The sequence below is a fragment of the Janthinobacterium sp. HH106 genome, from assembly GCF_001758725.1.
GTDB lineage: Bacteria > Pseudomonadota > Gammaproteobacteria > Burkholderiales > Burkholderiaceae_D > Janthinobacterium.
This window is the reverse complement of sequence record NZ_LRIC01000005.1, coordinates 36825-58894: the sequence shown is the minus strand read 5'-3', so window position 1 is coordinate 58894 and position 22070 is coordinate 36825. Positions and strand designations below refer to the sequence as shown.

Below are 22070 nucleotides of genomic sequence, written 5' to 3'. Positions count from 1 at the left end.
TCTTGTTTACAGCTGCCTTCCCAGTCTTTACGAATTTTTTAGACCCTTTTGGCTAATCTGCTCACTATCAAAACAAACCTGAATGAGGGTGGGAATGGATCTCGTGTATCTCGGCTTGATTGCCGTGTTTTTCGTCGTGGCGGCCGGCTTTGCCGTCGCCTGCGACAAATTAGGGAGCGTCAAATGAACGCGTTTTATGTGCTGGGCGCCGTCGTCTCGGCCGGCCTGCTCGTGTATTTGCTGGTGGCGCTGCTGAAGGCGGAGGAACTGTGATGACGACGCAATCGATACTGTTGTTGGTGGCCTTCCTGGCCGTGCTGCTGGCCGCCGGCTATCCGCTGGGCCTGTACATGGCCAGGGTGGCCGGCGATGGCCCCGTGCGCGGCCTGGGCTGGCTGCAAAAGCTGGAAAACCTGCTGTACCGCTGGTCCGGCCTTCCCGCCGACAAGGCCATGGGCTGGAAAAGCTATGCCATCGCCCTGATCGTATTCAATACCGTGGGCGCCGTCTTCGTCTACGGCCTGCAGCGCCTGCAGGGTTTCCTGCCCTTGAATCCCCAGGGTCTGGGCGCCGTCAGCCCCGATTCCTCGTTCAATACCACCGTCAGCTTCGTCGCCAACACCAACTGGCAGGGCTACGGCGGCGAACAGACCATGAGCTATCTGACGCAGATGCTGGGCATGGCCTGCCAGAACTTCTTTTCGGCGGCCACCGGCATCGCCGTGATCTTCGCGCTGGTGCGCGGCTTTGCCTCGCGCTCGGGCAAATCGATCGGCAATTTCTGGGTCGACCTGGTGCGCTCGACCCTGTACATCCTGCTGCCGCTGTCCCTGGCCCTGTCCGTCGTCTTCATGGGCGAAGGCATGATCCAGAATTTTTCCGCCTACAAGGAAGTGACCCTGCTCGATCACGTGGCGTATGAAACGCCGAAGGTGACGGCCGACGGCCAGCCCGTGCTGGACGCCGCCGGCAAACCCGTGATGGAAGCGCAAGTGGCGGCGACGCAGACGATCGCCATGGGCCCCGTCGCGTCGCAGGAGTCGATCAAGCTGCTGGGCACGAATGGCGGCGGCTTCTTCAATGCCAATTCCTCGCATCCGTACGAAAACCCGACCGTGCTGTCGAACTTCCTGCAGATGCTGGCCATCTTCATCATTCCCGCCGGCCTGTGCTTCACCTTCGGCCGCATGGTGGGCGACATGCGCCAGGGCTGGGCCGTGCTGGCCGCGATGACCCTGATCTTTGTCGTCATGACGGCCGGCGTGATGAGCGCCGAGCAGCAAGCCAATCCGGCGTTGCAGGCACTGGGCGTGGACCAGCAGGCCAGCAGCCTGCAATCGGGCGGCAATATGGAAGGCAAGGAAACGCGCTTCGGCATCAGCTCCTCGACCCTGTTCGCGGCGGTGACGACGGCCGCGTCGTGCGGTGCCGTCAATTCCATGCACGACTCCTACATGCCCCTGGGCGGCATGGTGCCGCTGCTGCTGATGCAGTTCGGCGAAGTGGTCTTCGGCGGCGTGGGCACGGGCCTGTACGGCATGCTGATGTTCGCCATCCTGGCCGTCTTCATCGCCGGCCTGATGATAGGCCGCACGCCTGAATACCTGGGCAAGAAAATCCAGGCGTATGAAATGAAGATGGTGTCGCTGGCCATCCTGATTACGCCAGCCCTCGTATTGACGGGCACGGCGATCGCCGTGATGGTCGAACCGGGCAAGATCGGCGTGGCCAATCCGGGCGCGCACGGTTTCTCCGAGATCCTGTACGCCTTCACGTCGGCGGCCAACAACAACGGCAGCGCGTTTGCGGGCCTGTCCGCCAACACGCCGTTCTACAACGTGATGCTGGCGATCGCCATGTGGTTCGGCCGCTTCGGCGTGATCGTGCCCGTGCTGGCGGTGGCCGGTTCGCTGGCGGCCAAGCAGCGCCTGTCGGCCAACGCCGGCACCATGCCCACGCACGGCCCCATGTTCATCGGCCTGCTGATCGGCGTCGTCGTGCTGGTTGGTGTATTGAATTACGTTCCCGCGCTGGCCCTGGGCCCGATCGTCGAACACCTGCAACTTTTCATCAAATAAGAGGCTACCATGTCACGCACAAGCCTGACTTTGTTCGATTCCGCACTGATTGGCCCCGCCATCGTCGATGCGTTCAAAAAACTCGACCCCCGCACGCAGTGGCGCAGCCCCGTGATGTTCGTCGTCTATGTCGGCAGCATCATCACGACCCTGCTGGCGACCCAGGCCGGGATCAGCGGTGGCCAGGGTGAAGCGCCGTTCGGCTTCATCGTCGCCGTCGCCGTGTGGCTGTGGTTTACCGTGCTGTTCGCGAACTTCGCCGAAGCGCTGGCCGAAGGCCGCAGCAAGGCGCAGGCGGCTTCGCTGCGCGCCCTCAAGCAGACGGTGATGGCGAAGAAAATGCAGACGCCGAAATACGGCACTTCCTGGCTGCCCACGCCGGCGACCGACCTGCGCAAGGGCATGATGGTGCTGGTCGAAGCGGGCGACGTGATTCCCGCCGACGGCGAAGTGACGGCCGGCGTGGCCTCCGTCGATGAAAGCGCCATCACGGGCGAATCGGCGCCCGTCATCCGCGAATCGGGCGGCGACTTTTCCGCCGTGACGGGCGGCACCCGCGTGCTGTCCGACTGGCTGCTGGTGCGCGTTTCCGTCAACCCGGGCGAAGCCTTCATTGACCGCATGATCGCCATGGTCGAAGGCGCCAAGCGCCAGAAGACGCCGAACGAGATCGCCCTGACGATCCTGCTCGTCGCCCTGTCGATCGTGTTCCTGATCGTCACCGTGACCCTGCTGCCGTACTCGCTGTTTTCCGTGGCGGCGGCCGGCAGCGGCACGCCGGTGACGATCACCGTGCTGATCGCGCTGCTCGTGTGCCTGATTCCGACCACCATCGGCGGCCTGCTGTCGGCCATCGGCGTGGCCGGCATGAGCCGCATGATGCAGGCCAATGTGATCGCCACCTCGGGCCGCGCCGTGGAAGCGGCCGGCGACGTGGACGTGCTGCTGCTCGATAAGACGGGCACCATCACCCTGGGCAACCGCCAGGCGTCGAGCTTCGTGCCGGCGCCCGGCGTGACGGAACAGCAGCTGGCCGATGCGGCGCAACTGGCCTCGCTGGCCGATGAAACGCCGGAAGGGCGCAGCATCGTCGTGCTGGCCAAGCAGAAGTTCAATATCCGCGAACGCGAGATGGCCAGCCTGCACGCCACCTTCGTCCCGTTCACGGCGCAGACGCGCATGAGCGGCGTGGATATTCCGGGCGAACAGCAGGTGCGCCAGCTGCGCAAGGGCGCGGCCGATTCCATGAAAAAGTATGTGGAAGCGCTGGGCCAGCCGTATCCGGCCGAGGTGGGACGCGCCGTCGACGACATCGCGCGCCTCGGCAGCACGCCGCTGGTGGTGGTCGACGACGGCCGCGTCATGGGCGCCGTGGAACTGAAGGATATCGTCAAGGGCGGCATCAAGGAGCGCTTCGCGGAATTGCGCCGCATGGGCATCAAGACCGTCATGATCACGGGCGACAACAAGCTGACGGCGGCCGCGATTGCCGCCGAAGCGGGCGTGGACGATTTCCTCGCCGAAGCGACGCCCGAAGACAAGCTCAAACTGATTCGCAGCTACCAGTCCGAAGGCCGCCTGGTGGCGATGACGGGCGACGGCACCAACGACGCGCCCGCGCTGGCCCAGGCCGACGTGGCCGTGGCCATGAACTCGGGCACGCAGGCGGCGAAGGAGGCGGGCAACATGGTCGACCTCGATTCGAACCCGACCAAGCTGCTGGAAATCGTTGAAATCGGCAAGCAGATGCTGATGACGCGCGGTTCGCTGACGACGTTCTCGATCTCGAACGACATCGCCAAGTACTTCGCCATCATCCCGGCCGCCTTCGTGGGCACCTATCCGCAATTGAAGGCGCTCGACATCATGCATTTGGCCAGCCCCGCGTCGGCCATCATGTCGGCCGTGATCTTCAATGCCCTGATCATCGTCGTGCTCATTCCGCTGGCGCTGAAAGGCGTGCAGTACCGGGCTATCGGCGCGGCCAGCCTGTTGCGCCGCAACCTGCTGATCTACGGTCTGGGCGGGATTATTTTGCCCTTCATCGGGATCAAGCTGATCGACATGCTGCTGTCCGCCCTCAATTTAGTCTAAAGGAACCATCATGAGCACTATCGTACGTCCCGCCCTGGTCCTGTTTGCCGCGCTGACCGTGATCTGCGGCGTCGTCTATCCGTTTGCCACGGCCGGTATCGGCCAGCTGGCCTTCAACGATGAAGTCAACGGCAGCATCGTCGAGCGTGGGGGCAAGCCCGTCGGCTCGATGCTGATCGGCCAGTCCTTTACCTCGCCCAAGTATTTCTGGGGCCGGCCGTCGGCCACCGCGCCGATGGCCAATAACGGCGCCGGTTCGGGCGGCTCGAACCAGGGGCCGACCAATCCGGCCCTGGTGGACGCCGTCAAGGCGCGCATCGCCGCCCTGCAGGCAGCCGATCCCGGCAACCGCAAGCCGATCCCCGTCGACCTGGTGACGGCGTCGAGCAGCGGCCTGGACCCGGAAATCAGCCTGGCGGGCGCCTTGTACCAGGCGCCCCGCGTGGCCCGCGTGCGCGCCGTGCCGCTGGCGCAGGTGGAAAACGCCATCGCCAAGGTGCAGAAAACCGCGTATATCGGCTTTTTCGGCGAACCGCGCGTAAATGTGCTGGAACTGAATCTGGCGTTGGATGCCATGGCAAAGTAAGCTGGCAACGGTGCGTAGGTCGGCAAACGTTGGCCTGGATCGGCGTAGGTCGGCGTAGGTCGGCTTAGCGCAGCGTAAGCCGACACCACCACCAGCCAGGCCAACGATGTTGTCGGATTACGCGCGCCCTTCGGACGCGCTAATCCGACCTACAATGCCCAAGAAGATTAAAATACAACATGCTCCCCAACGACAGCCAACGCCCCGACCCTGATGCCCTGCTGGCGCAAGTGCAGGCGCAGGAACAGAAAGCCGCGCGCGGCCGGCTGCGCATCTATTTCGGCGCCTCGGCCGGCGTCGGCAAGACTTACGCGATGCTGGCGGCCGCCCGCAAATTGCTGGCCGACGGCCAGGACTTGCTGGTGGGCGTGGTGGAGACGCATGGACGCCAGGATACGGCGGCCCAGCTGGACGGCTTGCCCGTGCTGCCCCTGAAGGCCATCGAGTACCGGGGCAAGACCCTGTACGAGTTCGACCTGGACGAGGCCCTGCGCCGCGCGCCGCCGCTGATACTGATGGATGAACTGGCCCACTCGAACGTGGCCGGATCGCGTCATCCGAAGCGCTGGCAGGATGTCGAGGAATTGCTGGCGGCCGGCATCGACGTGCTGTCGACCGTCAACGTGCAGCACCTGGAAAGCCTGAACGACGTGGTGGGCGGGATCACGGGCGTGCGCGTGGCCGAGACCCTGCCCGACACGGTGTTCGACCGCGCCGATGAAGTGGTGCTGGTCGATATCCCCGCCGATGAACTGCTGCGCCGCCTGAAGCAGGGCAAGGTGTATCAGCCGCAGCAGGCCGAACGCGCATCGCAGCATTTTTTCCGCAAGGGTAACCTGATCGCCCTGCGCGAGCTGGCCTTGCGCCGCACGGCGGACCGGATCCAGGATGACGTGCAGGCCTACCGCGTTGAAAAATCGATCAACCCCGTATGGAAGACGGGCGCCGCGCTGCTGGCCTGCGTGGGACCGCACGCGGGGGGCGAACACGTGATCCGCAGCACGGCGCGCCTGGCCAGCCAGCTGAACGCGGAATGGCACGCGCTGTACGTGGAAACGCCGCGTTTGCAGCGCTTGCCGGCGGGCCAGCGCGAACGCATCCTGAAAACCCTGAAACTGGCGCAGGACCTGGGCGCGCGCACGGCCATTGTGCCGTCCGCCGACATCGCCGGCGCCGTGGTCGAGTATGCGCGCGGCGCGAATATCTCGAAAGTCATCGTCGGCCGTGGCCGCGGCCGTGCGCTGGCGCGCCTGTGGCAGGCGCCGCCGGCCGCCCGCATGGCCAGCCTGGCGCCCGATATCGATTTGATCGAGGTGGGCTTGCCGCCGGCCGATGCGGCGCCCCGGCGCGCGGCGGGCGACGACGCGGACGCGCCGCGCCGGCCCGCGCGTCACTGGCGTTACATCCTGGCCGCCGGCGCCAGCCTGGGCACGGCCCTCGCCTCGGTGCCGCTGCAGCCCTACCTGGACCTGGCCAACATCGCCATGCTGTCCCTGCTGACGGTGGTGCTGCTGGCCGTGCGCCTGGGGCGCGGGCCGGCGGCATTGGCCAGCCTGGTGGGCGTGGCCTGCTTCGATTTCATCTTCGTGCCGCCCCGTTTCTCGTTTGCCGTGGGCGATTTCCAGTATGTGATCACGTTTGGCGTGATGCTGGCCGTGGGCCTGATCACGGGCCACCTGACGGCCGGTCTGCGCTTCCAGGCGCGCGTGGCCTCGCACCGCGAAGCGCGCGCCCGCGCCTTGTACGAATTCTCGCGCGAATTGTCCGGCGTGCTGCAGACGGAGCAGATTTTCGACATCACAAAAAGCGCCATCGAACGGGCGTTCCGCGCGCGCGCCACCTTGCTGCTGCCCGATGACGAGGGCAACTTGCAGGCCGCGAACGGCGGCGAACCGCTCGATATCGGCATCGCGCAGTGGGCCTTCGACCATGCGCAGGCGGCGGGGACGGGCACCGATACCTTGCCGGCTTCGCCCATTTTCTACCTGCCGCTGATCGCGCCGATGCGCACGCGGGGCGTGCTGGCGCTGCTGCCGCTCGATGGCGCGCAGCGCGGTCGCTGGCTGCTGGTGCCGGAACAGCGCCAGCACCTCGATACCTTTGCCGCCCTGGCAGCCATCGCCCTCGAGCGCGTGCACTACATCGATGTGGCGCAGGGCGCGCTGCTGCAGATGGAATCGGAGCGGCTGCGCAATTCGCTGCTGGCGGCCCTGTCGCACGACTTGCGCACGCCCTTGACGTCGCTGGTGGGCCTGGCCGAATCGCTGGCGCTGTCCCGGCCTGCGCTGTCGCCCGCGCAGCTGGACATGGCGCGCTCGCTGCAGTCCGAAACCGTGCGCATGAGCGCCCTGGTGGCGAACCTGCTGGACATGGCGCGCATCGAGAGCGGCCAGGTGCGCCTGAATTTGCAATGGCAGGCGCTGGAAGAAGTGGTGGGCAGCGCGCTGCGCGCCAGCGGCCCGCAATTGCAGCAGCACGCCGTGCAGACGCAGCTGGCGCCGGACCTGCCGCTGGTGCGCTACGACGCCGTGCTGATCGAGCGCGTGCTGTGCAACCTGCTGGAAAACGCGGCCAAGTACACGCCGCCCGGCAGCACCATCACGGTCGCGGCCGGCGTGCATGGCCAGTTCCTGCAGGTGACGGTGCTTGACGATGGCCCGGGCCTGCCGCCCGGCCGCGAAGAAGCCATCTTTGAAAAATTCACGCGCGGCGAGCGCGAATCGAACAAGCCGGGCGTCGGGCTGGGGCTGGCCATTTGCCGGGCCATCGTCGAAGCCCATGGCGGCACCATCCATGCGCAGCCCCACACGCCGGGGCAGGGCGCCGCCATCGTCTTCAGCCTGCCGCTGGGCACGCCGCCGGCGCCGCCGGAGATCGAGCTCGATGACGCCAACGACCATGAAACAGGAAAACCAATATGAACGAACCTTCCGCCACCGCCTTGCTGGTCGAGGATGAACCGCAAATTCGCCGCTTCGTGCGCGCTGCGCTGGAAGACGAGGGCTGGCAGATTTTCGAGTCCGCCACCATGCAGCGGGGCTTGATTGATGCCGGCACGCGCCGGCCCGACCTGATCGTGCTGGACCTGGGGCTGCCCGACGGCGACGGCATCGACTTCATCGCCGACATCCGCAAATGGTCGGCCGTGCCCATCATCGTACTGTCGGCGCGTGTCGACGAGCAGGACAAGATCCGCGCGCTCGATGCCGGCGCCGATGACTACTTGACCAAGCCGTTCGGCGTGGGCGAGCTGCTGGCCCGCGTGCGCGCCACCCTGCGCCGCCAGCGCCAGCCCGCCGCCAGCGACGATGGCGTGGTGCAGTTCGGCGACGTGCGCGTCGACCTGAAGGACCGGCTGGTGACGCGCAACAAGCAGCTGGTGCACATGACGCCGACGGAGTTCCGCCTGCTGTCCGTGCTCGTAAAGAACGCTGGCAGGGTGGTCACCAATCCGCAGCTGCTGCGCGAAGTGTGGGGGCCGTCGAACAGCGAAAACGGCCATTACCTGCGCATCTACATGGGCCATCTGCGCCAGAAGCTGGAAGCCGATCCGGCCCAGCCGCAGTACCTGCTGACGGAAACGGCCGTCGGTTACCGCTTGCTCCTGCCGCTCTAACACCTGATATTCCCCTGTTGGAAAACAGGCGCCGCGCGCGCCAGGGGGACGCTTTACCTTTTTTTTTGCAGCGGCGGGCCAGCTGCGCCATGTTGGCAAAGGCCCATACCACCCATGAAGAAGAAAAAACCATGAATAAAATGCTACTTGCACTTGCCGTCGCGACCGCCTTTACCGGCAGCCTGGCCCACGCGGAAGAGGCCAAGCCCGACAATGAAGTCAGTTTCAACGTGGCCGGCGTGTCCGACTACCGTTACCGGGGCATCTCGCAGACGCGCCTGAAGCCCGCGCTGCAGGGCGGCGTGGATTACGTCAATAACCCGACGGGCCTGTATGCGGGCGCCTGGGCTTCCACCATTAAGTGGACCAAGGATGCGGGCGGCAGCGGCGACGTGGAAGTCGATCTGTATGCGGGCAAGCGCGGCCAGTTGGGCGGCGATGTCGGCTATGACGTCGGCGTGCTCGCCTATGTGTACGCCGACAACGGCTTGAAGCACGTCGCCGGCCTGGCCGACGCGGACACGCAGGAAGTCTACGGCCAGCTGTCGTACGGCCCCGCCTATATCAAATATTCGCATGCCGTCTCGAACCTGTTCGGCATCGTCAACAGCAAGAACAGCGGCTACCTCGATATCGGCGCGACGATCGACCTGACGAACGGCTGGACCGGCAACCTGCATGCGGGCCACCAGAAAGTGAAAAACAATGATGCATCGAGCTACACGGACTGGAAAGTGGGCGTCACGCGCGACTTCGGCTTTGTTTCGGGCGCGCTGGCCGTGATCGGCACGAACGCGGGCAAGTCGGCGTATGCCTCGCCCGTGAATGGCAAATTCATGGGCAAGACGGCGCTGCAGCTGACGGTCAGCAAGACGTTTTAATGGACTGAGTTGACTGAAAGGAGAGGCGGCGCATGCGCCGCCTTTTTTGCGCCACGGGGTCAGACCCGTCGGGTCTGACCCCAGCTGTCGAGAGCTATGCTGCGCGGTGATGGTTGTCGAAGACGGCGCAATACAGCTGTCCCAGGCCGACCACGCGGGCGGCTGGAATCTGCGCGGCCAGGGCATGGGCGGGCGCCGCCTGCGAGTCCGTTGCCAGCAGGACGCGCAGGCCGGGATTGACGCTGCGCGCGTGCGCGATGCGGTGCGCCAGGCCCGCCTGCGCGCCGGCGTCGGCGACGCCGGCTAGCGGCACCACCAGCACGCGCGCGGCGATCAGGGCCGAACGGCTGCCCATGGAGTCGCGGCCTTCGCTGTCGATGACGATGTCGTGGTAGCAGTGCACCAGGTGCTCCAGCTCCGGCTGCAAGCCCTTGGCGCTGATGGCGCGCGCCATCAGGCGCGGCCGCGTCAGGCTGCCGTGCATGGCGCCGTCGTGCATGTTCCTGGCTTGCGCCATGGCGCCCTGACGCGGATCGGCATCGAGCAGCAGCACCTTGCGGCCGGCCAGCGCGCGCGAGGCGGCCAGCCGTCCGGCCAGGATGGATTTCTCCATGCCCCCGCGTTCATCCGTGATGGCGATGATCATCTTGGCGCACGGCTGGCATGATGTTGGCGGGGGAAACCAGTTGCAGCAGACAGCCTTCGCGCGGCGCATCCCTGTCGCTCGCGGTCCATGCGGGCAGTTCCATCAGAGGCTCCAGCGCTTCGGCCAGGGCGGCCTGGCCGGCGGCCGACATGGGCGTCATCGGCAGGCGCAATGCGTCGCGTACCTTGCCCTGCATGGCCAGCGCCGCCTTCACGGGAGCGGGATTCGGTTCGGAAAACAGCAGGCGGATGACGGGCAGCATGGTCTTGAACAGGGCGCCCGCGGCGCCGTGGCGGCCCTGCCTGACGAGGTGGTACAGCTGCGCATACAGGTCGGGACGCACCTGGGCGGCGGCCGACATGGCGCCGTGGCCGCCCATGGACAGGCTGGCCAGCAGCAGCGCGTCGTCGCCGCACAGCACGTCCAGACGGGTGTCGAGCAGCAGTTCGCCCAGCTGCTGCAGCTTGCCGCCCGCTTCCTTGATGGCGACGAAGTGCGAGTCGCGCGCCAGCAGTGCCGCCGTTTGCGGTTCGATATTGACGCCCGTGCGGGCCGGCACGTTGTACAGCACGATGGACTGGTCGGTGGCGGCGGCGATGGCCTGGAAGTGGCGCACGATGCCGTCCTGCGAAGGGCGCACATACGCTGGCGCCGAGACCAGCAGGCCGGCCAGCGGATGGTCGTTGTAGCGCTGCACGGCGGAGACGACGCTGCGCGTATCGCTGCCGCCTATCCCCATGACGACGGGGAAGCGGGGGCCGACGGCTTCGAGCACGCTGTCGAGCAGCATGCTCTGTTCCGCGGCGCTCAGCATGGCCGCTTCGCCCGTGGTGCCGCATACCACCAGGCCATCGACGCCGCTGGCGGCCAGTTCGCACGCGAGCTGCTGGGCCGCGTCGAAGTCGATGTCGCCATCGCCGTCGCAAAATGGCGTGACCATCGGCACCCAGATGCCCTGGAAGTGCGCGGTGATGCGCGACGAAGACATCGCCTGTTCGCAGGAGTACTGGTTCATAGCGATTTCCCCTGGCTGATGCGGCCAAATTCCGCCGCCGGCAGCAGGCGCATGACGGCATCCATGGTCAGGCGCAGGGCCGGCTCCGTCACGCACAGCCATACCTTCATGCGCTCGGCGTGGTCGACCGCCTCGACGCGCATGAACGACAGCATGCCGCCGCACGTCTTGACGACCAGCTGGCGCAGCTCGGCCAGGCAGGACTTGTCGACCGTGATATGCATGAGGAAGGTGGGCAGGCGGGGATGGCGGTGGGGCAGTGCTTGATGCGTTTGCAGGCGTGAATGGGGTTCCATGGTGGCTTTGCAGCGGTGGTTGAGGTAAGTTCAAGATTAGCAGCGGGGGCGTAAAGATTCTCTAAAAAGCGGGGCTGCCGGCGTAAACGGACTGTATGCATTGGACGCCGCTGTGTTGCGCAGATGCCCCGGGCGTGGGCTTTTGTTACAAAATTGAATCGTGCTTTCGGAGACAGGGGTTTATATTGAAAACGTCTCCGCTTTCAGTCAGCCTTGCCATGTCAGACGAAAAAGATCCCCTGCATCCCCCTTCCACCGATCCCGCAGCGCCAACGCCGTCCCGGCCCGACCGGGTGGGCCGCCGGGCGCCCGATGATGAGCACCGCGCGCGCGATGCCGCGCCGCGCTACCTGAAGGATAACGACACGCCGCTGGCGCTGGCCTGGCGTGTGATCTCGTCGCGCTACCGCTCCATGCGCGACAAGGCCAGCCGCGACTTCATGCGGCGCACCCTGCGCATCGGCATCTCGGCGCGCATTTTCCACCCCGAGCCGGGCGCCACTGGCCTGCGCAGCAAGAACCTGCAATACCTGGAAGAGTCGATTGCCCAGTGGGTTATGTCGCGCGACGTGCTGGTGTTCATGATCCCGACGGTCAATACCAGCGGCCAGCTACACCCGAGCAATATCACCCTGCGCCACTATGCGCGCCATCTGGACGGCCTGGTGCTGCAGGGCGGCGCCGACGTCTCGCCGCAGACGTATTCCGAGGCGGCCACGCGGCCCGAATGGAACGGCGACCGCGCGCGCGACCTGTACGAGCTGGAACTGCTGCACGAATTCGTCGATGCGGGCAAACCCGTGCTGGGCATTTGCCGCGGCTGCCAACTGATCAACGTGGGCTTTGGCGGCACCCTGTACCAGGACATCGCCTCGGACGTGGAAGGTGCGGCCTCCCACGTCAACGACCTGTATGACCGCCACCGCCACACCATCGTCTTCCCGAAAGGCTCGTCCCTGGCGGGCATGTTTCCGAAGGCGGGCGAGGCGCTCGTCAATTCCATCCACCACCAGTCGGTCAAGGACCTGGGGCGCGACGTCACCGTGGAAGCGTATTCGCAAGGGGACAACATCGTCGAGGCCATCCGCTACCAGCGTGCCCGCTTCGTCATGGGCTTGCAGTGGCACCCGGAATTCCATTCGGCGGGCGGCGTCGAGCTGCTCGATTGCACGCCCATCCTTGATAATTTTTTGCGCGCGGCGCGGGAGACGCGGTTTTGAGTACGCACCTGATCCGCCGGCGCGCTGTGCTGGCCGGCCTGCTGGCGCTGCCCCTGGCGGGCTTGCACGCGGCGCCGCGCCCGCATGAGGGCGCGCTGACGTTTGCGCTGACGTCCGCCGCGCGCGCCCGCACGCTCAAGGCGCGGGTGGCGCCGGCCATCGCGGAACAGGTGGTCAAGGCGGCGCGCAAGGACGCGGCGCGGCCCGTGCACCTGATGGCGGAAGTGCGCACGGGCGGCTTGCTGAAGGGAGAGGGCGGGCGCGAGACCAGCCAGCAGGCGCAGGAAGACTGGCGCCAGGCGCGCTTGCAGGCGCTGGCCTGGCGGCTGTCGGGCGAGATGCCGCATTTCGAGGCGGTGCGCCAGCTGCTGCTGGCCTGGAGCGGCAGCTATCAGCCCTCGTTCAGCCCCGTCGACGAGACGGAACTGGCCAGCCTGCTGATGGGATTTGACCTGGTACAGGAGCGCTTGAACGGTATCGAGCGCGAGCAGGTGCAGGCGTTTTGCCGCACCCTGGCGCACGGGTATCTGAGCGATCCCGTCAAGGTGGGCGGCCCGTCCACGGCGCGCAACAACTGGCACAGCCACCGCATCAAGATCGGCACGGCCGCCGCGTATGTCACGGGCGACGCCCTGCTGGTCGCGCGGGCGAAGGAACGCTTCCTGGCGCACGTGCCGCGCAATATCGGCGCCGGCGGCGTGCCCTTCGACTTCGAGCAGCGCGACGCCCTGCACTACACCACCTACAGCCTGGAGCCGCTGCTGACGACGGCCCTGATGGCGCAGGCGCATGGCGACGACTGGTATGGCGCGCCGGAAGCGCGGCGCCTGGCCGAGGCGCTGGCCTGGCTGGCGCCGTATGCGCAGGGCAAAAAGACGCACGAGGAGTTCGCGAAAAGCGCCGTGCCCTTCGACCGCAAGCGCGTGGCCGCCGGCGAAAAGGGCTTTACGGGGAACTGGGAGACCAAGGGCGCCGCCAATGTGTATCTGCTGGCGGCGCGCTTCGATCCCGCTTACCTGTCCCTGGCGCTGGACTTGCGCCCGCCCGCCTGGGCGCTGGCGCTGTACGGCAGTGAGTTAAAACTTGCTGGTTAAAACTTCGTGCGCACGGTGAACATCACGTTGCGCGGTTCGCCGTAAAAGCCCGTCTGGAACAGGCCCAGGCCCGTGAAGTACTTCTTGTCCAGCAGGTTGTTCACGTTCAGGCTGGCCGTGACGTTCTTGCTGATCTCGTAGCGCGCCATCAGGTTGACCAGCGCGTAGCCGCCCTGCTTGATGCGTGAATAATCCTCGATGGCGGGATTCCAGATATTGCCGTAGTAGCTGCTTTGCCAGTTGATGCCGCCACCGACGGTCAGCTTGTCCAGGCTGGCCGGCAGGCGCCACGAGCCTTGCACGCGCACCAAATGGGCAGGCTGCGTGGTTTGCAGCATGGTGGAAAAGACATCCTTGCCATCCGCGTCGCGCACGTGGGTGTAGGTATAGCCGGCGCTCAGCTTCACATCCTGCATCACTTCGCCCGTCACTTCCATTTCCACGCCGCGGCTGGTGACGCCGTCGATGGCTCGATACGCTTCCTCGCCGTTGACTTCACCCACGGAGCTGGCCACATTGCTCTGGCGGATCTGGAACAGGGACGCGCTGGCATTGACCTTGCCATCGAGGTATTCGGCTTTCACGCCCGCCTCGATACCTTTGCCGCGCACGGGGGCGAGGAAGTTGCGGTTCACATCGCGGTTGCTTTGCGGAGCGAAGATGCTGGTATAGCTGCCGAAGAGGGAATACGTCTTGTCGAGGTCATACACGACGCCCGCATACGGGGTGATGACGTTGCTTTCCTCGATGCGCGAGGTGATGCGCGCGGTCTTGGGGTCGAAGAAGCTGCGGTCCTGCTCCTGCCTGTAGTTGCTCACGCGCGCGCCGACGATGACGGACAGCGCATCGGCCGGATGCAGGCGCACGGCACCATACAGGCCGCTCTGGCGCGTGCTGTCGTTGTCGTTGCCCAGGCGGCTAAATGCGGGTTCCGCATACTGGCCGCGCCAGTCGAAATAGCTGCCTGCGACGGGTGGGTAGACCGATTCGTAGACGGGGCCATCCTGCTTTGCCGTCGAGGTGGAATAGCCGAGCATCGCTTCATGGCGGCGGCCGAAGGCGGTAAACGGCCCGCTGGCGTCGACGTTGACGGTGGTCTGGCGGCGGTCACCCTTGTATTTGCCCATGAAGAAATAGGCGCCTTCGCCCGTGACGGGGTCGGGATTGCCGCCGCTGGCCGAACCGAGCACGCTGTCATGCTTGCTGCGCAGCTGGTTGGCGCTCAGTGTCAGTTTCCACGCGTTGGCGAACGTGTGTTCGAGCGACGAGAACAGCGTGGTGTTCCGCATGTCGCGGCGGCTCCAGCCGGTGGCCGGGTTCCACGCGGTGGGGAAATCCGTGCGCGAGCCGTCGGCCAGCAGCACGGGGAAGCCCGTCCAGGTCGAGCCGCGCGGCTTGTAGTCCTGGTGCGTGAAGCCGGCCGTCAGCAGGGTCACGGGTGTCAGGTCCGCCTCGACGATGCCGTAGGCGACGGATTTTTGCTGCGTGTAGCGGTCCAGGTAGGAGTGCTTGTCCTGATAGGCGCCGACCAGGCGGCCGCGCACCGTGCGGTTGTCGTTCAGGGGACCGGAGACATCGGCCTCGCCCCGGTAATTGTCCCACGATCCCGCGCCCAGGGTCGCCGCGCCCTCGAAGCTGGCAGTGGGACGCTTGCGCACCATGTTGACGGTGGCCGACGGGTCGCCCGAGCCGCTCATCAGGCCAGTCGCGCCCTTCAGCACTTCGATGCGGTCGTAGATGGCCATGTCGCTGTTGGTCGTGCCCCAGTCGTAGACGCCGTCATAGATGGCCGAGACGCCGTCGTACTGGAAATTGGTGACGGCAAAGCCGCGCGCCTGAAAGCTCCAGCGGTCGCTGTCATAGTTTTGCACGCTCACGCCATTGACGTTCTTCATGACGTCGGAGACGGCGTTGCTGTTCTGGTCATCCATCTGCTGGCGCGTGACGATGGTCAGCGACTGCGGCGTTTCGCGCTGCGTCAGGGCCAGGCCCGTGGCGCCGCTGGCGGGGCCGCCCGTGTAGCTGCCCGTGCCGCTGGTGGCGGCGCTGCGCTCGGCCGACGCCACCACGGTGACGCCGCTCATGACGGCCATGCCGCGGCTGTCCGCCGTGGGAGTAGTCGCGCCGGCGGGGATCTTTTGCAGCAGGTAGCCGCCATTCGCCTGCGGCACGGCTTGCAGGCCGCTGCCGGCCAGCAGCACGCGGAAGCCATCGTGCAGGCTGTAGCTGCCTTGCAGGCCGGCGCTGCGCAAGCCTTGTGTGGCGTCGCTGGAGAAGGACAGCAGGATGGCGCTGTCGCTGCCGAAGCGCGTCAGCACGTCGCCCAGCGCGCCGGCCGGAATGCTGTAGGCGCGTACTTGCCGGCTTTGCGCCTGGGCTGGTGCCGGCAGGGCCAGGGCCATGCCGATCTGCGCCAGGGCGCAGGCCAGAACGGTACGGGTAAGGAGGGAACGCGAAGCGTGGTGCATGGAATAAAGCCTTTCGTGGATGCGCAAGATGGAGACTGCCTATCTACCAGGTCACGCGAGCACGGTAAAACAGCTCACTTTGCAGAAAATTTTTTCAGCGGGCCGCCAGTTCGATGCGCACCACCTGATGGCCCCAGAAGCGCGTGACGGTATTGCGCCGCAATTGCAGGCTGGCGCTGACGGCGTCGACGATGGCATCGACGTCGGCCAGCGGGTAGGAGCCGGACACGCGCAAACCGGCGACGGCGGGCGTGCAGCCCAGCGGCTGCTCGCTGTAGCGCGACAGCTCGGCGAGGAAATCGGCCAGGCGCATGTCGCGCGCCACCAGCATGCCATCGAGCCAGGCGCCGCCGTACGGCGCCAGCGCCTGGCGGTGATAACCGTCACTATCGAAATGGGCGCCTTCGCCGGGGCGCAGCAGCAGGCGCTGCGCGCCATCGCCGGCCAGCACGGCGACGGCCCCTTCGAGCACGCCGGCGCTGGCGTATTGCTCGTGCAGGCGCACGGTGAAACGCGTGCCCAGCGCCTGCAGGCTACCGTGCGGCGTGCTGACGAAGAACGGGCGCTGCGCCGCATCCTTGCCGGTGGCGATGAAGATTTCGCCGGCCAGCAGGTCGATGCGGCGCTGTGCGCCGTCGTAAGCGATATTCACGGCGCTGCCGGTGTTGAGCGTGAGCTGAGTACCATCGTTCAAGGTCACGACGCGGCGCTGGTTGACGGCCGTGCGGTAGTCGGCCGTCCAGCTGCGCCACGGGCTGCGGCGCTCGAATGCATACAGCGAGGCGCCGCAAGCCAGCAGCAGGGCCAGCGTCTTGACGGCGTGGCGGCGCGGGGCGTTCGCCTGCACGCAGGCGCGCAGCAGGGTCGCGTGCATGGCGGGCGGCAGGTGTTCGTGCTGTATTTGCAGCTGCTGCCACGCCTGCGTGGCGCTGCCGGCCCGCTGCAGATGGCGTTTTACTGTCGCCAGCGAGATGTCGAGCTGGCGCGCGATGTCTTCCTGCGGCAGTTCGTCGAGCTGACGCAGTAAAAAAGCCCGTTTGACGGGGGGCGGCAAGCCGTCGAGCATGCGGTCCAGTTCAAACACGGTGGCCAGCAGCAGCGCGCGTTCCTCGGGCGAGGGCGCATGCAGGGGCGGCAGCTGCGCCAGCACGTCGAGATAAGCCTGTTCCAGTTTCTGGCGGCGGTAATGGTTGAACAGCACGCGCTGCGCGACGGTGGCGAGAAAGGCGCGCGGCTCGCGCGCGGCGACGGCGTCTTCGCGGTCGAGCAGGCGCATGAAAGTATCGTGCGCCACATCGGCCGCGCAGGCCGTGCTGCCGAGTTTTTTGCGCAGCCAGCCCTGCAGCCAGCCGTGGTGGTCGGCATACAGTGTCGCGATGTCCTGGCGTTGTAGCGGCTTTGCCAGCGGCATCGCATTCCCCTTGCGTTTTTAAACAATAATAAGAATCATTCTCATTGTAGCAAGCGGGGACGGCGGCTGTAAATGACGGGCAGGCGCGCTGTGGTTTTTTGGTTGATGACCGGTAGGTCGGATTAGCGCGCAAGCGCGTAATCCGACGCCACCACCGGCGCTAACGATGTTGTCGGATTACGCGGCTACGCCGCTAATCCGACCTACGTTACCAGGCAGCAACGTCAGTAGTTCATCGGCTCGCCACGGAAGCAGCGGATGGCCGAATCGACCATGCCTTCGGCGCTGCCCTGCAGGCTGTGCTGCTTGCGCAGGTATTGCGCGTCGCTCCACTGCTTGGCCACGTCCGACAGGTGTTTCAGGGCCGGCGTGCTGCCCAGCGCCTCGGCGTGCGGTTCCATCTTGCGCAGGGTGGTCATGATGTCTTCGCGCAGCGACATCGTTTCGTAGGTTTTCGGATGCGTGATGGCGCCATCGAGGCCGAAGCGGCAGGCCTGGAAGCGGTTGTAGTTATATACGAGGTAATCGTCTTCCACGGGCGGGGTTTCGCGGCGTTCGAGCAGGTAGCGGCACAGCGCCTGCAGGTAGGCGGCCAGCGCGGCGGCCCGCTCCACCGTCAGCGGCGTGTCGCACACGCGCAGCTCGATGGTGCCGAATTCCGGCTTGGGACGGATGTCCCAGTAAAAATCCTTCATGCTCTTGATGATGCCCGTGTTCTCCATCTTGGCGAAATACTCGTTGGAGAACTGGTCCCAGCTCAGCGTAAACGGCGCGCGTCCGCTCATGGGGAAGGCGAACACGGAGTTCAAACGGGCGGAATCGAACAGGGTGTCGCGGCCCTGCACATAGGGCGAGGAAGCCGACAGGGCGATGAAGTGGGGGATGTAGCGGTTCAGCGAATGCAGCAGGAACATGGCGTCGTCGCCCGAGGCGCAGCCGATGTGCACGTGCTGGCCGAAGATGGTGAACTGCTTGGCCAGGTAGCCGTACAGTTCCGAAATCTCCTGGAAGCGGGGCTTGGAAAAGATCTTTTGCGACGACCATTGCTGGAACGGGTGCGTGCCGCCGCCCGCGATGCCGATATTGAGCTTGTCGCCGGCCGTGATCAAGGTGTCGCGGATTTCCTGCAGCTGCTCCAGCAGGGGGCCGTGATGCGTGTGCACGCTCGAGTTGATCTCGATCATGCTCTCGGTGATTTCCGGCGTGACGTTGCCGGGAAACGGTTTCTTGTTCAGCAGATGCAGCAGGTCGGGGCTGGCGGCCGTCAAGTCGTAGTCCGACAGGTTCACCAGTTGCAGTTCGAGTTCGACGCCGAAGGTCAGCGCGGCCGATTGGCCAAAGGGTTCCAGCGGCATTTAGCGCTCCTTGATTTCGTGGGTTTCTTTGGCCAGCATCAGCACGCGCTGCACCAGCACGGGGCCGATCAGTTCCAGGCCCAGGGTGATGGCGGCCAGGGCGTTCAATTCGTCGCCGAAGTTCACGCCGTGCTGGCGCGCGTGTTCGAGCAGCAGGATGATGAAGACGGAGACGGGCGTCAGGGCCACGCCCGTCAGCACGCCCTTGCGCCAGGAAATGCCGCTCACATGCGAGAACGCGGCTACGCCGGCGACCTTCGTCAGCAATCGTCCGCCGACGACGGCCAGGGCCAGTCCCGCGCCGGCCGTCACGCTGGCCCATTCCAGGGTCGAGGCGGCATACACGAACAGCAGCACCGTCAGCAGCTCGCCCATGGCGCCGAAATTGCGCTGCGCCTGGCTGAAGGCGACCCTGCGGTGGCGCGCCACCAGGCCGAAGGTGAGGGTGGCCAGCAGCGGCGACAGGCTGGTGGTGTAGGTCAGGGCGACGAGCAGCATCACCGACAGCGCGAACGCCACGGTGGCGTCCTGCGCCATGTTGCCCAGGCGGCGCAGCATGGCCGGCACGACGATGCCGAAGACGGTGCCGGCGGCCACGGAGGCGGCCAGCACGGCGGCGCTGCTGCTGCTCGCCTCGATCAGGTCGGTGGAACTCTGGAACATCCAGAAGCCGACGATGATGTTGAACGTGAAGACGGCCAGCACGCAGTTCAGGGCGGTGAGGTGGACGATGCGTTCCGTGACCTGGCCCGAGCTGCGTTCCTCGTTGATGACGCGCATGATGGTGGCCGGCGAGGTGGACATGGCCAGTGATGCGAGCAGCAGCGCCGTCATCGAGGTGCTGCCGAATTCGATGCCGATGAAGTAGACGACGGCAAAGGTCAGCAGGGATTCCACCAGGCCCGTGACGGCGATCCACGGATTGTTCTTCAGCCAGCGCAGGTTGATGCGGTAGCCGACCTCGAACAGGATCAGGCCGAAAGCCACGTCGGCCAGCACCAGCATGGGGCCGGCGTCCGTCTGCGGCAGGATGCCTACCTGCGTCTGCGCGAGGACGAAACCGATCACGCCGTAAAAACTGATGCGCGGCAGGCCCGTCCAGCGGTGGCCGAATTCGCCCACCACCCAGGCCAGGGTAATGGCGAACGGCCAGGACAGGTCGGCGGCGATCGAGATCAGACTTTGCATGCTCATTCCTTTGAAATTGGCGCTGGCACCGGCCGGCAGCACGGGGGCTGGCGCGGCAAGGTCTTGGTGCAGCGGTGGTGCATAGTTTGCGCAGAGCGATGCGCCGATTCTACCGGAGCAGAGGGCGCGCACGATGTGCGCAATCGAACAGTGTCGCGACCATGGCGGCCGCGCACGGGATGCAGCAGGGTGGGGCAGGGCTGGTATCGGCGTATGCTACCCGCCCGCGGCGGAGATGCTCCGCACGGTAGTGCCGTGTCGCAGTGTACGGCATGGCGGCCTCATGCCGCCATGGACTTTTTGTTGCGTGCTTTTATTTACTGAGCAGACGCATGCCCCGTTCCAGCCCGTCGATCGACAGGGGGAACATGCGGTTGTTCATCAACTGCCGCATCACGCCGATCGACTGGCGGTACTGCCACAATCCTTCCGCTTCGGGGTTGAGCCAGATGAATTTCGGGAACGCCTGGGTAAAGCGCGCCAGCCACGTCGATCCCGCTTCCTCGTTGTTGTATTCGACGCTGCCGCCCGGCTGCAGGATTTCATAGGGGCTCATGGTGGCGTCGCCGACGAAAATCAGCTTGGTATCGGGCGGGTATTTGCGCAGCACGTCCCAAGTGGGAAAACGCTCGGCATTGCGGCGCCGGTTGTTCTTCCACAGATAGTCGTAGACGCAGTTATGGAAGTAAAAGAATTCCATGTTCTTGAATTCCGTCTTCGCCGCCGAAAACAGTTCCTCGGTGCGCTCGATATGGTCGTCCATGCTGCCGCCCACGTCGAGCAGCATCAGCACCTTGATGCGGTTCTTGCGCTCGGGCCGCATTCTGATGTCGAGGTAGCCCGCGTTGTTGGCCGTGGCGGCGATGGTGGCGTCGAGCGCCAGTTCATCTTCCGCGCCTTCGCGCGCGAACTTGCGCAGGCGGCGCAAGGCTACCTTGATGTTGCGCGTGCCCAGTTCGCGCTCGCCGTCGTAATCCTTGTAGCTGCGCGCTTCCCACACCTTCACGGCCGTGCGGTTGCCGCCCTTGCCGCCGATGCGGATGCCTTCCGGATTCGTGCCGCCATTGCCGAACGGCGAGGTGCCGCCCGTGCCGATCCACTTGCTGCCGCCCTCGTGGCGCTCCTTCTGTTCCTTCAGCAGCTCGTTCAGGCGGTCCATCAGCTTGTCGTAGCCGAATTTTTCCAGCTGCGCCTTCTGCTCTTCGGACAGCTCGCGCTGCATGCGTTTGAGCAGCCAGTCGAGTGGAATCGCCGCGTTCGTGTCGAAAGCCGCGCTGACGCCCTTGAAGTACTGGCCGAAGGCGCGGTCGAACTTGTCGAAATGGGCTTCATCCTTGACCAGGGTCAGGCGCGCCAGATAGTAGAAATCGTCCATCGAGGCGTCGATGACGTTCTTTTGCAGCGCTTCAAGAAGGGTCAGAAATTCCTTGATCGAGACGGGAATCTTCGCATCCTTGAGCGTGAAGAAGAAATCGATCAGCATGGCGCCCGCTCTCCCGCGCGGGGCAGAGCGGCGATGGGGCGCTGCGCCAGCTTGTAGCGCAGGTGGGCGGCAATTTCCGGCCACTCGCCGCGCGTGATGCTGTACATGACGGTGTCGCGCACGGTGCCGTCGCGGCGCAGCGCATGGTGGCGCAGCACGCCATCCTTTTTCGCGCCCAGGCGCTCGATGGCCGCCTGCGAGGCGTGGTTGAAATTGTCGGTGCGCAGGCCCACCAGCGCGCAGCCGAGGTTATCGAAGGCGTGCGCCAGCAGCAGCAATTTGCAGGTGGTGTTGACATGGCTGCGCTGGCAGCGCTTCGCATACCAGGTGTAGCCGATTTCCAGGCGGCCGATGGCCGGCACCACGTCGTGGTAGCTGGTGGTGCCGAGCACCTCGCCGCTGGCCGCGTCGATGACGGCAAAGGCGAAGCGCGTGGGGCGCATCTCGATGCCCTTGAAAATGTACTGGTCCACCTGGTCCGGCTCGGGCACGGAGGTGACGCGCAGATTCCACAGTTCCCCATCCATGGCCGCCGCGCGCAGGCCGGGGGCGTGGTGCGGCGCCAAGGCTTCGAGGCGGATGCCGTGCAGTTCCAGGGGGACGAAGACCGTGTCCGGGCTGATATCGTTCACCGGCGCT

18 protein-coding genes and 1 pseudogene are annotated in these 22070 nt (G+C 65.6%); 9 read left to right on the top strand and 10 right to left on the bottom strand.

The annotated features are described in order from the left end of the window. The first annotated feature begins 183 nt into the window (after positions 1 to 183). The 7 genes from kdpF to JAB8_RS04120 all read left to right on the top strand — a co-directional run bounded on the left by kdpF (position 184) and on the right by JAB8_RS04120 (position 9255). A complete protein-coding gene (gene kdpF, locus JAB8_RS04150; protein ID WP_034746483.1) occupies positions 184 to 273 on the top strand; it encodes a K(+)-transporting ATPase subunit F in 90 nt (29 codons plus the stop codon). After that, the gene (kdpA, locus tag JAB8_RS04145) at positions 273 to 2078 is read left to right on the top strand and encodes a potassium-transporting ATPase subunit KdpA (protein ID WP_070288623.1); all 1806 of its coding nucleotides are present in this window, start codon (positions 273 to 275) and stop codon (positions 2076 to 2078) included. Before kdpF ends, kdpA begins: the two co-directional genes overlap by 1 nt. A 9-nt stretch (positions 2079 to 2087) precedes the next feature. Next, positions 2088 to 4172: a potassium-transporting ATPase subunit KdpB gene (gene kdpB, locus JAB8_RS04140; protein WP_070288622.1), complete on the top strand. Its 2085-nt coding sequence runs from the start codon at positions 2088 to 2090 to the stop codon at positions 4170 to 4172. 10 nt (positions 4173 to 4182) lie between these two features. Continuing rightward, positions 4183 to 4758, top strand: coding sequence for a potassium-transporting ATPase subunit KdpC (gene kdpC, locus JAB8_RS04135; protein WP_070288621.1), 576 nt, complete (start codon positions 4183 to 4185; stop codon positions 4756 to 4758). A gap of 179 nt (positions 4759 to 4937) precedes the next feature. Continuing rightward, positions 4938 to 7679 carry a DUF4118 domain-containing protein gene (locus JAB8_RS04130; protein ID WP_070288620.1) on the top strand — a complete coding sequence of 914 codons (2742 nt, stop codon included), beginning with the start codon at positions 4938 to 4940 and terminating at the stop codon, positions 7677 to 7679. Then, positions 7676 to 8374 carry a two-component system response regulator KdpE gene (kdpE, locus tag JAB8_RS04125; RefSeq protein ID WP_034746496.1) on the top strand — a complete coding sequence of 233 codons (699 nt, stop codon included), beginning with the start codon at positions 7676 to 7678 and terminating at the stop codon, positions 8372 to 8374. The genes JAB8_RS04130 and kdpE overlap by 4 nt, the downstream gene beginning before the upstream one ends. Positions 8375 to 8505: 131 nt before the next feature. Further along, the gene (locus JAB8_RS04120; RefSeq protein WP_070288647.1) at positions 8506 to 9255 is read left to right on the top strand and encodes a TorF family putative porin; all 750 of its coding nucleotides are present in this window, start codon (positions 8506 to 8508) and stop codon (positions 9253 to 9255) included. Between the two features lie 94 nt (positions 9256 to 9349). Here the strand turns inward: JAB8_RS04120 and JAB8_RS04115 are convergent, their stop codons facing one another. Genes JAB8_RS04115 through JAB8_RS04105 form a run of 3 tightly spaced genes read right to left on the bottom strand, consistent with a single transcriptional unit; the run spans position 9350 to position 11212 of the window. Continuing rightward, on the bottom strand, positions 9350 to 9868 hold the full coding sequence (locus JAB8_RS04115; protein ID WP_254679443.1) for a cobyrinic acid ac-diamide synthase: 519 nt from the start codon (positions 9866 to 9868) through the stop codon (positions 9350 to 9352). A gap of 10 nt (positions 9869 to 9878) precedes the next feature. Next, positions 9879 to 10916, bottom strand: a complete 1038-nt coding sequence (gene dapA / locus JAB8_RS04110; RefSeq protein ID WP_070288618.1) for a 4-hydroxy-tetrahydrodipicolinate synthase — start codon at positions 10914 to 10916, stop codon at positions 9879 to 9881. Beyond that, positions 10913 to 11212, bottom strand: a complete 300-nt coding sequence (locus tag JAB8_RS04105) for a hypothetical protein (protein ID WP_254679442.1) — start codon at positions 11210 to 11212, stop codon at positions 10913 to 10915. The genes dapA and JAB8_RS04105 overlap by 4 nt, the downstream gene beginning before the upstream one ends. A 218-nt stretch (positions 11213 to 11430) precedes the next feature. Here JAB8_RS04105 and JAB8_RS04100 point away from each other — a divergent pair, with 218 nt between their 5' ends. Both JAB8_RS04100 and JAB8_RS04095 read left to right on the top strand, forming a co-directional pair. Further along, positions 11431 to 12432 (top strand): type 1 glutamine amidotransferase, encoded by a 1002-nt coding sequence (locus JAB8_RS04100; protein ID WP_070288617.1) that lies wholly within the window; start codon positions 11431 to 11433, stop codon positions 12430 to 12432. After that, a complete protein-coding gene (locus tag JAB8_RS04095; protein ID WP_070288616.1) occupies positions 12429 to 13526 on the top strand; it encodes an alginate lyase family protein in 1098 nt (365 codons plus the stop codon). The genes JAB8_RS04100 and JAB8_RS04095 overlap by 4 nt, the downstream gene beginning before the upstream one ends. Here JAB8_RS04095 and JAB8_RS04090 read toward each other — a convergent pair. The 7 genes and pseudogenes from JAB8_RS04090 to JAB8_RS04065 form a co-directional block, all read right to left on the bottom strand. Beyond that, positions 13523 to 15994: a TonB-dependent receptor gene (locus JAB8_RS04090; protein WP_070288615.1), complete on the bottom strand. Its 2472-nt coding sequence runs from the start codon at positions 15992 to 15994 to the stop codon at positions 13523 to 13525. The genes JAB8_RS04095 and JAB8_RS04090 overlap by 4 nt on opposite strands. A 94-nt stretch (positions 15995 to 16088) precedes the next feature. Further along, positions 16089 to 16868, bottom strand: coding sequence for a FecR domain-containing protein (locus JAB8_RS29815; RefSeq protein ID WP_254679446.1), 780 nt, complete (start codon positions 16866 to 16868; stop codon positions 16089 to 16091). 54 nt (positions 16869 to 16922) lie between these two features. Next, a pseudogene (locus JAB8_RS29810) lies at positions 16923 to 17405 on the bottom strand (sigma-70 family RNA polymerase sigma factor); the annotation flags it as partial. 224 nt (positions 17406 to 17629) lie between these two features. Then, positions 17630 to 18760, bottom strand: coding sequence for a YbdK family carboxylate-amine ligase (locus tag JAB8_RS04080; RefSeq protein ID WP_034780287.1), 1131 nt, complete (start codon positions 18758 to 18760; stop codon positions 17630 to 17632). Continuing rightward, a complete protein-coding gene (locus JAB8_RS04075; protein ID WP_070218615.1) occupies positions 18761 to 19948 on the bottom strand; it encodes a cation:proton antiporter in 1188 nt (395 codons plus the stop codon). A 313-nt stretch (positions 19949 to 20261) separates the two neighbouring features. After that, positions 20262 to 21431 (bottom strand): VWA domain-containing protein, encoded by a 1170-nt coding sequence (locus JAB8_RS04070; protein ID WP_070288614.1) that lies wholly within the window; start codon positions 21429 to 21431, stop codon positions 20262 to 20264. Next, the gene (locus JAB8_RS04065) at positions 21425 to 22063 is read right to left on the bottom strand and encodes a GNAT family protein (RefSeq protein WP_070288613.1); all 639 of its coding nucleotides are present in this window, start codon (positions 22061 to 22063) and stop codon (positions 21425 to 21427) included. Before JAB8_RS04065 ends, JAB8_RS04070 begins: the two co-directional genes overlap by 7 nt. Positions 22064 to 22070 lie beyond the last annotated feature (7 nt).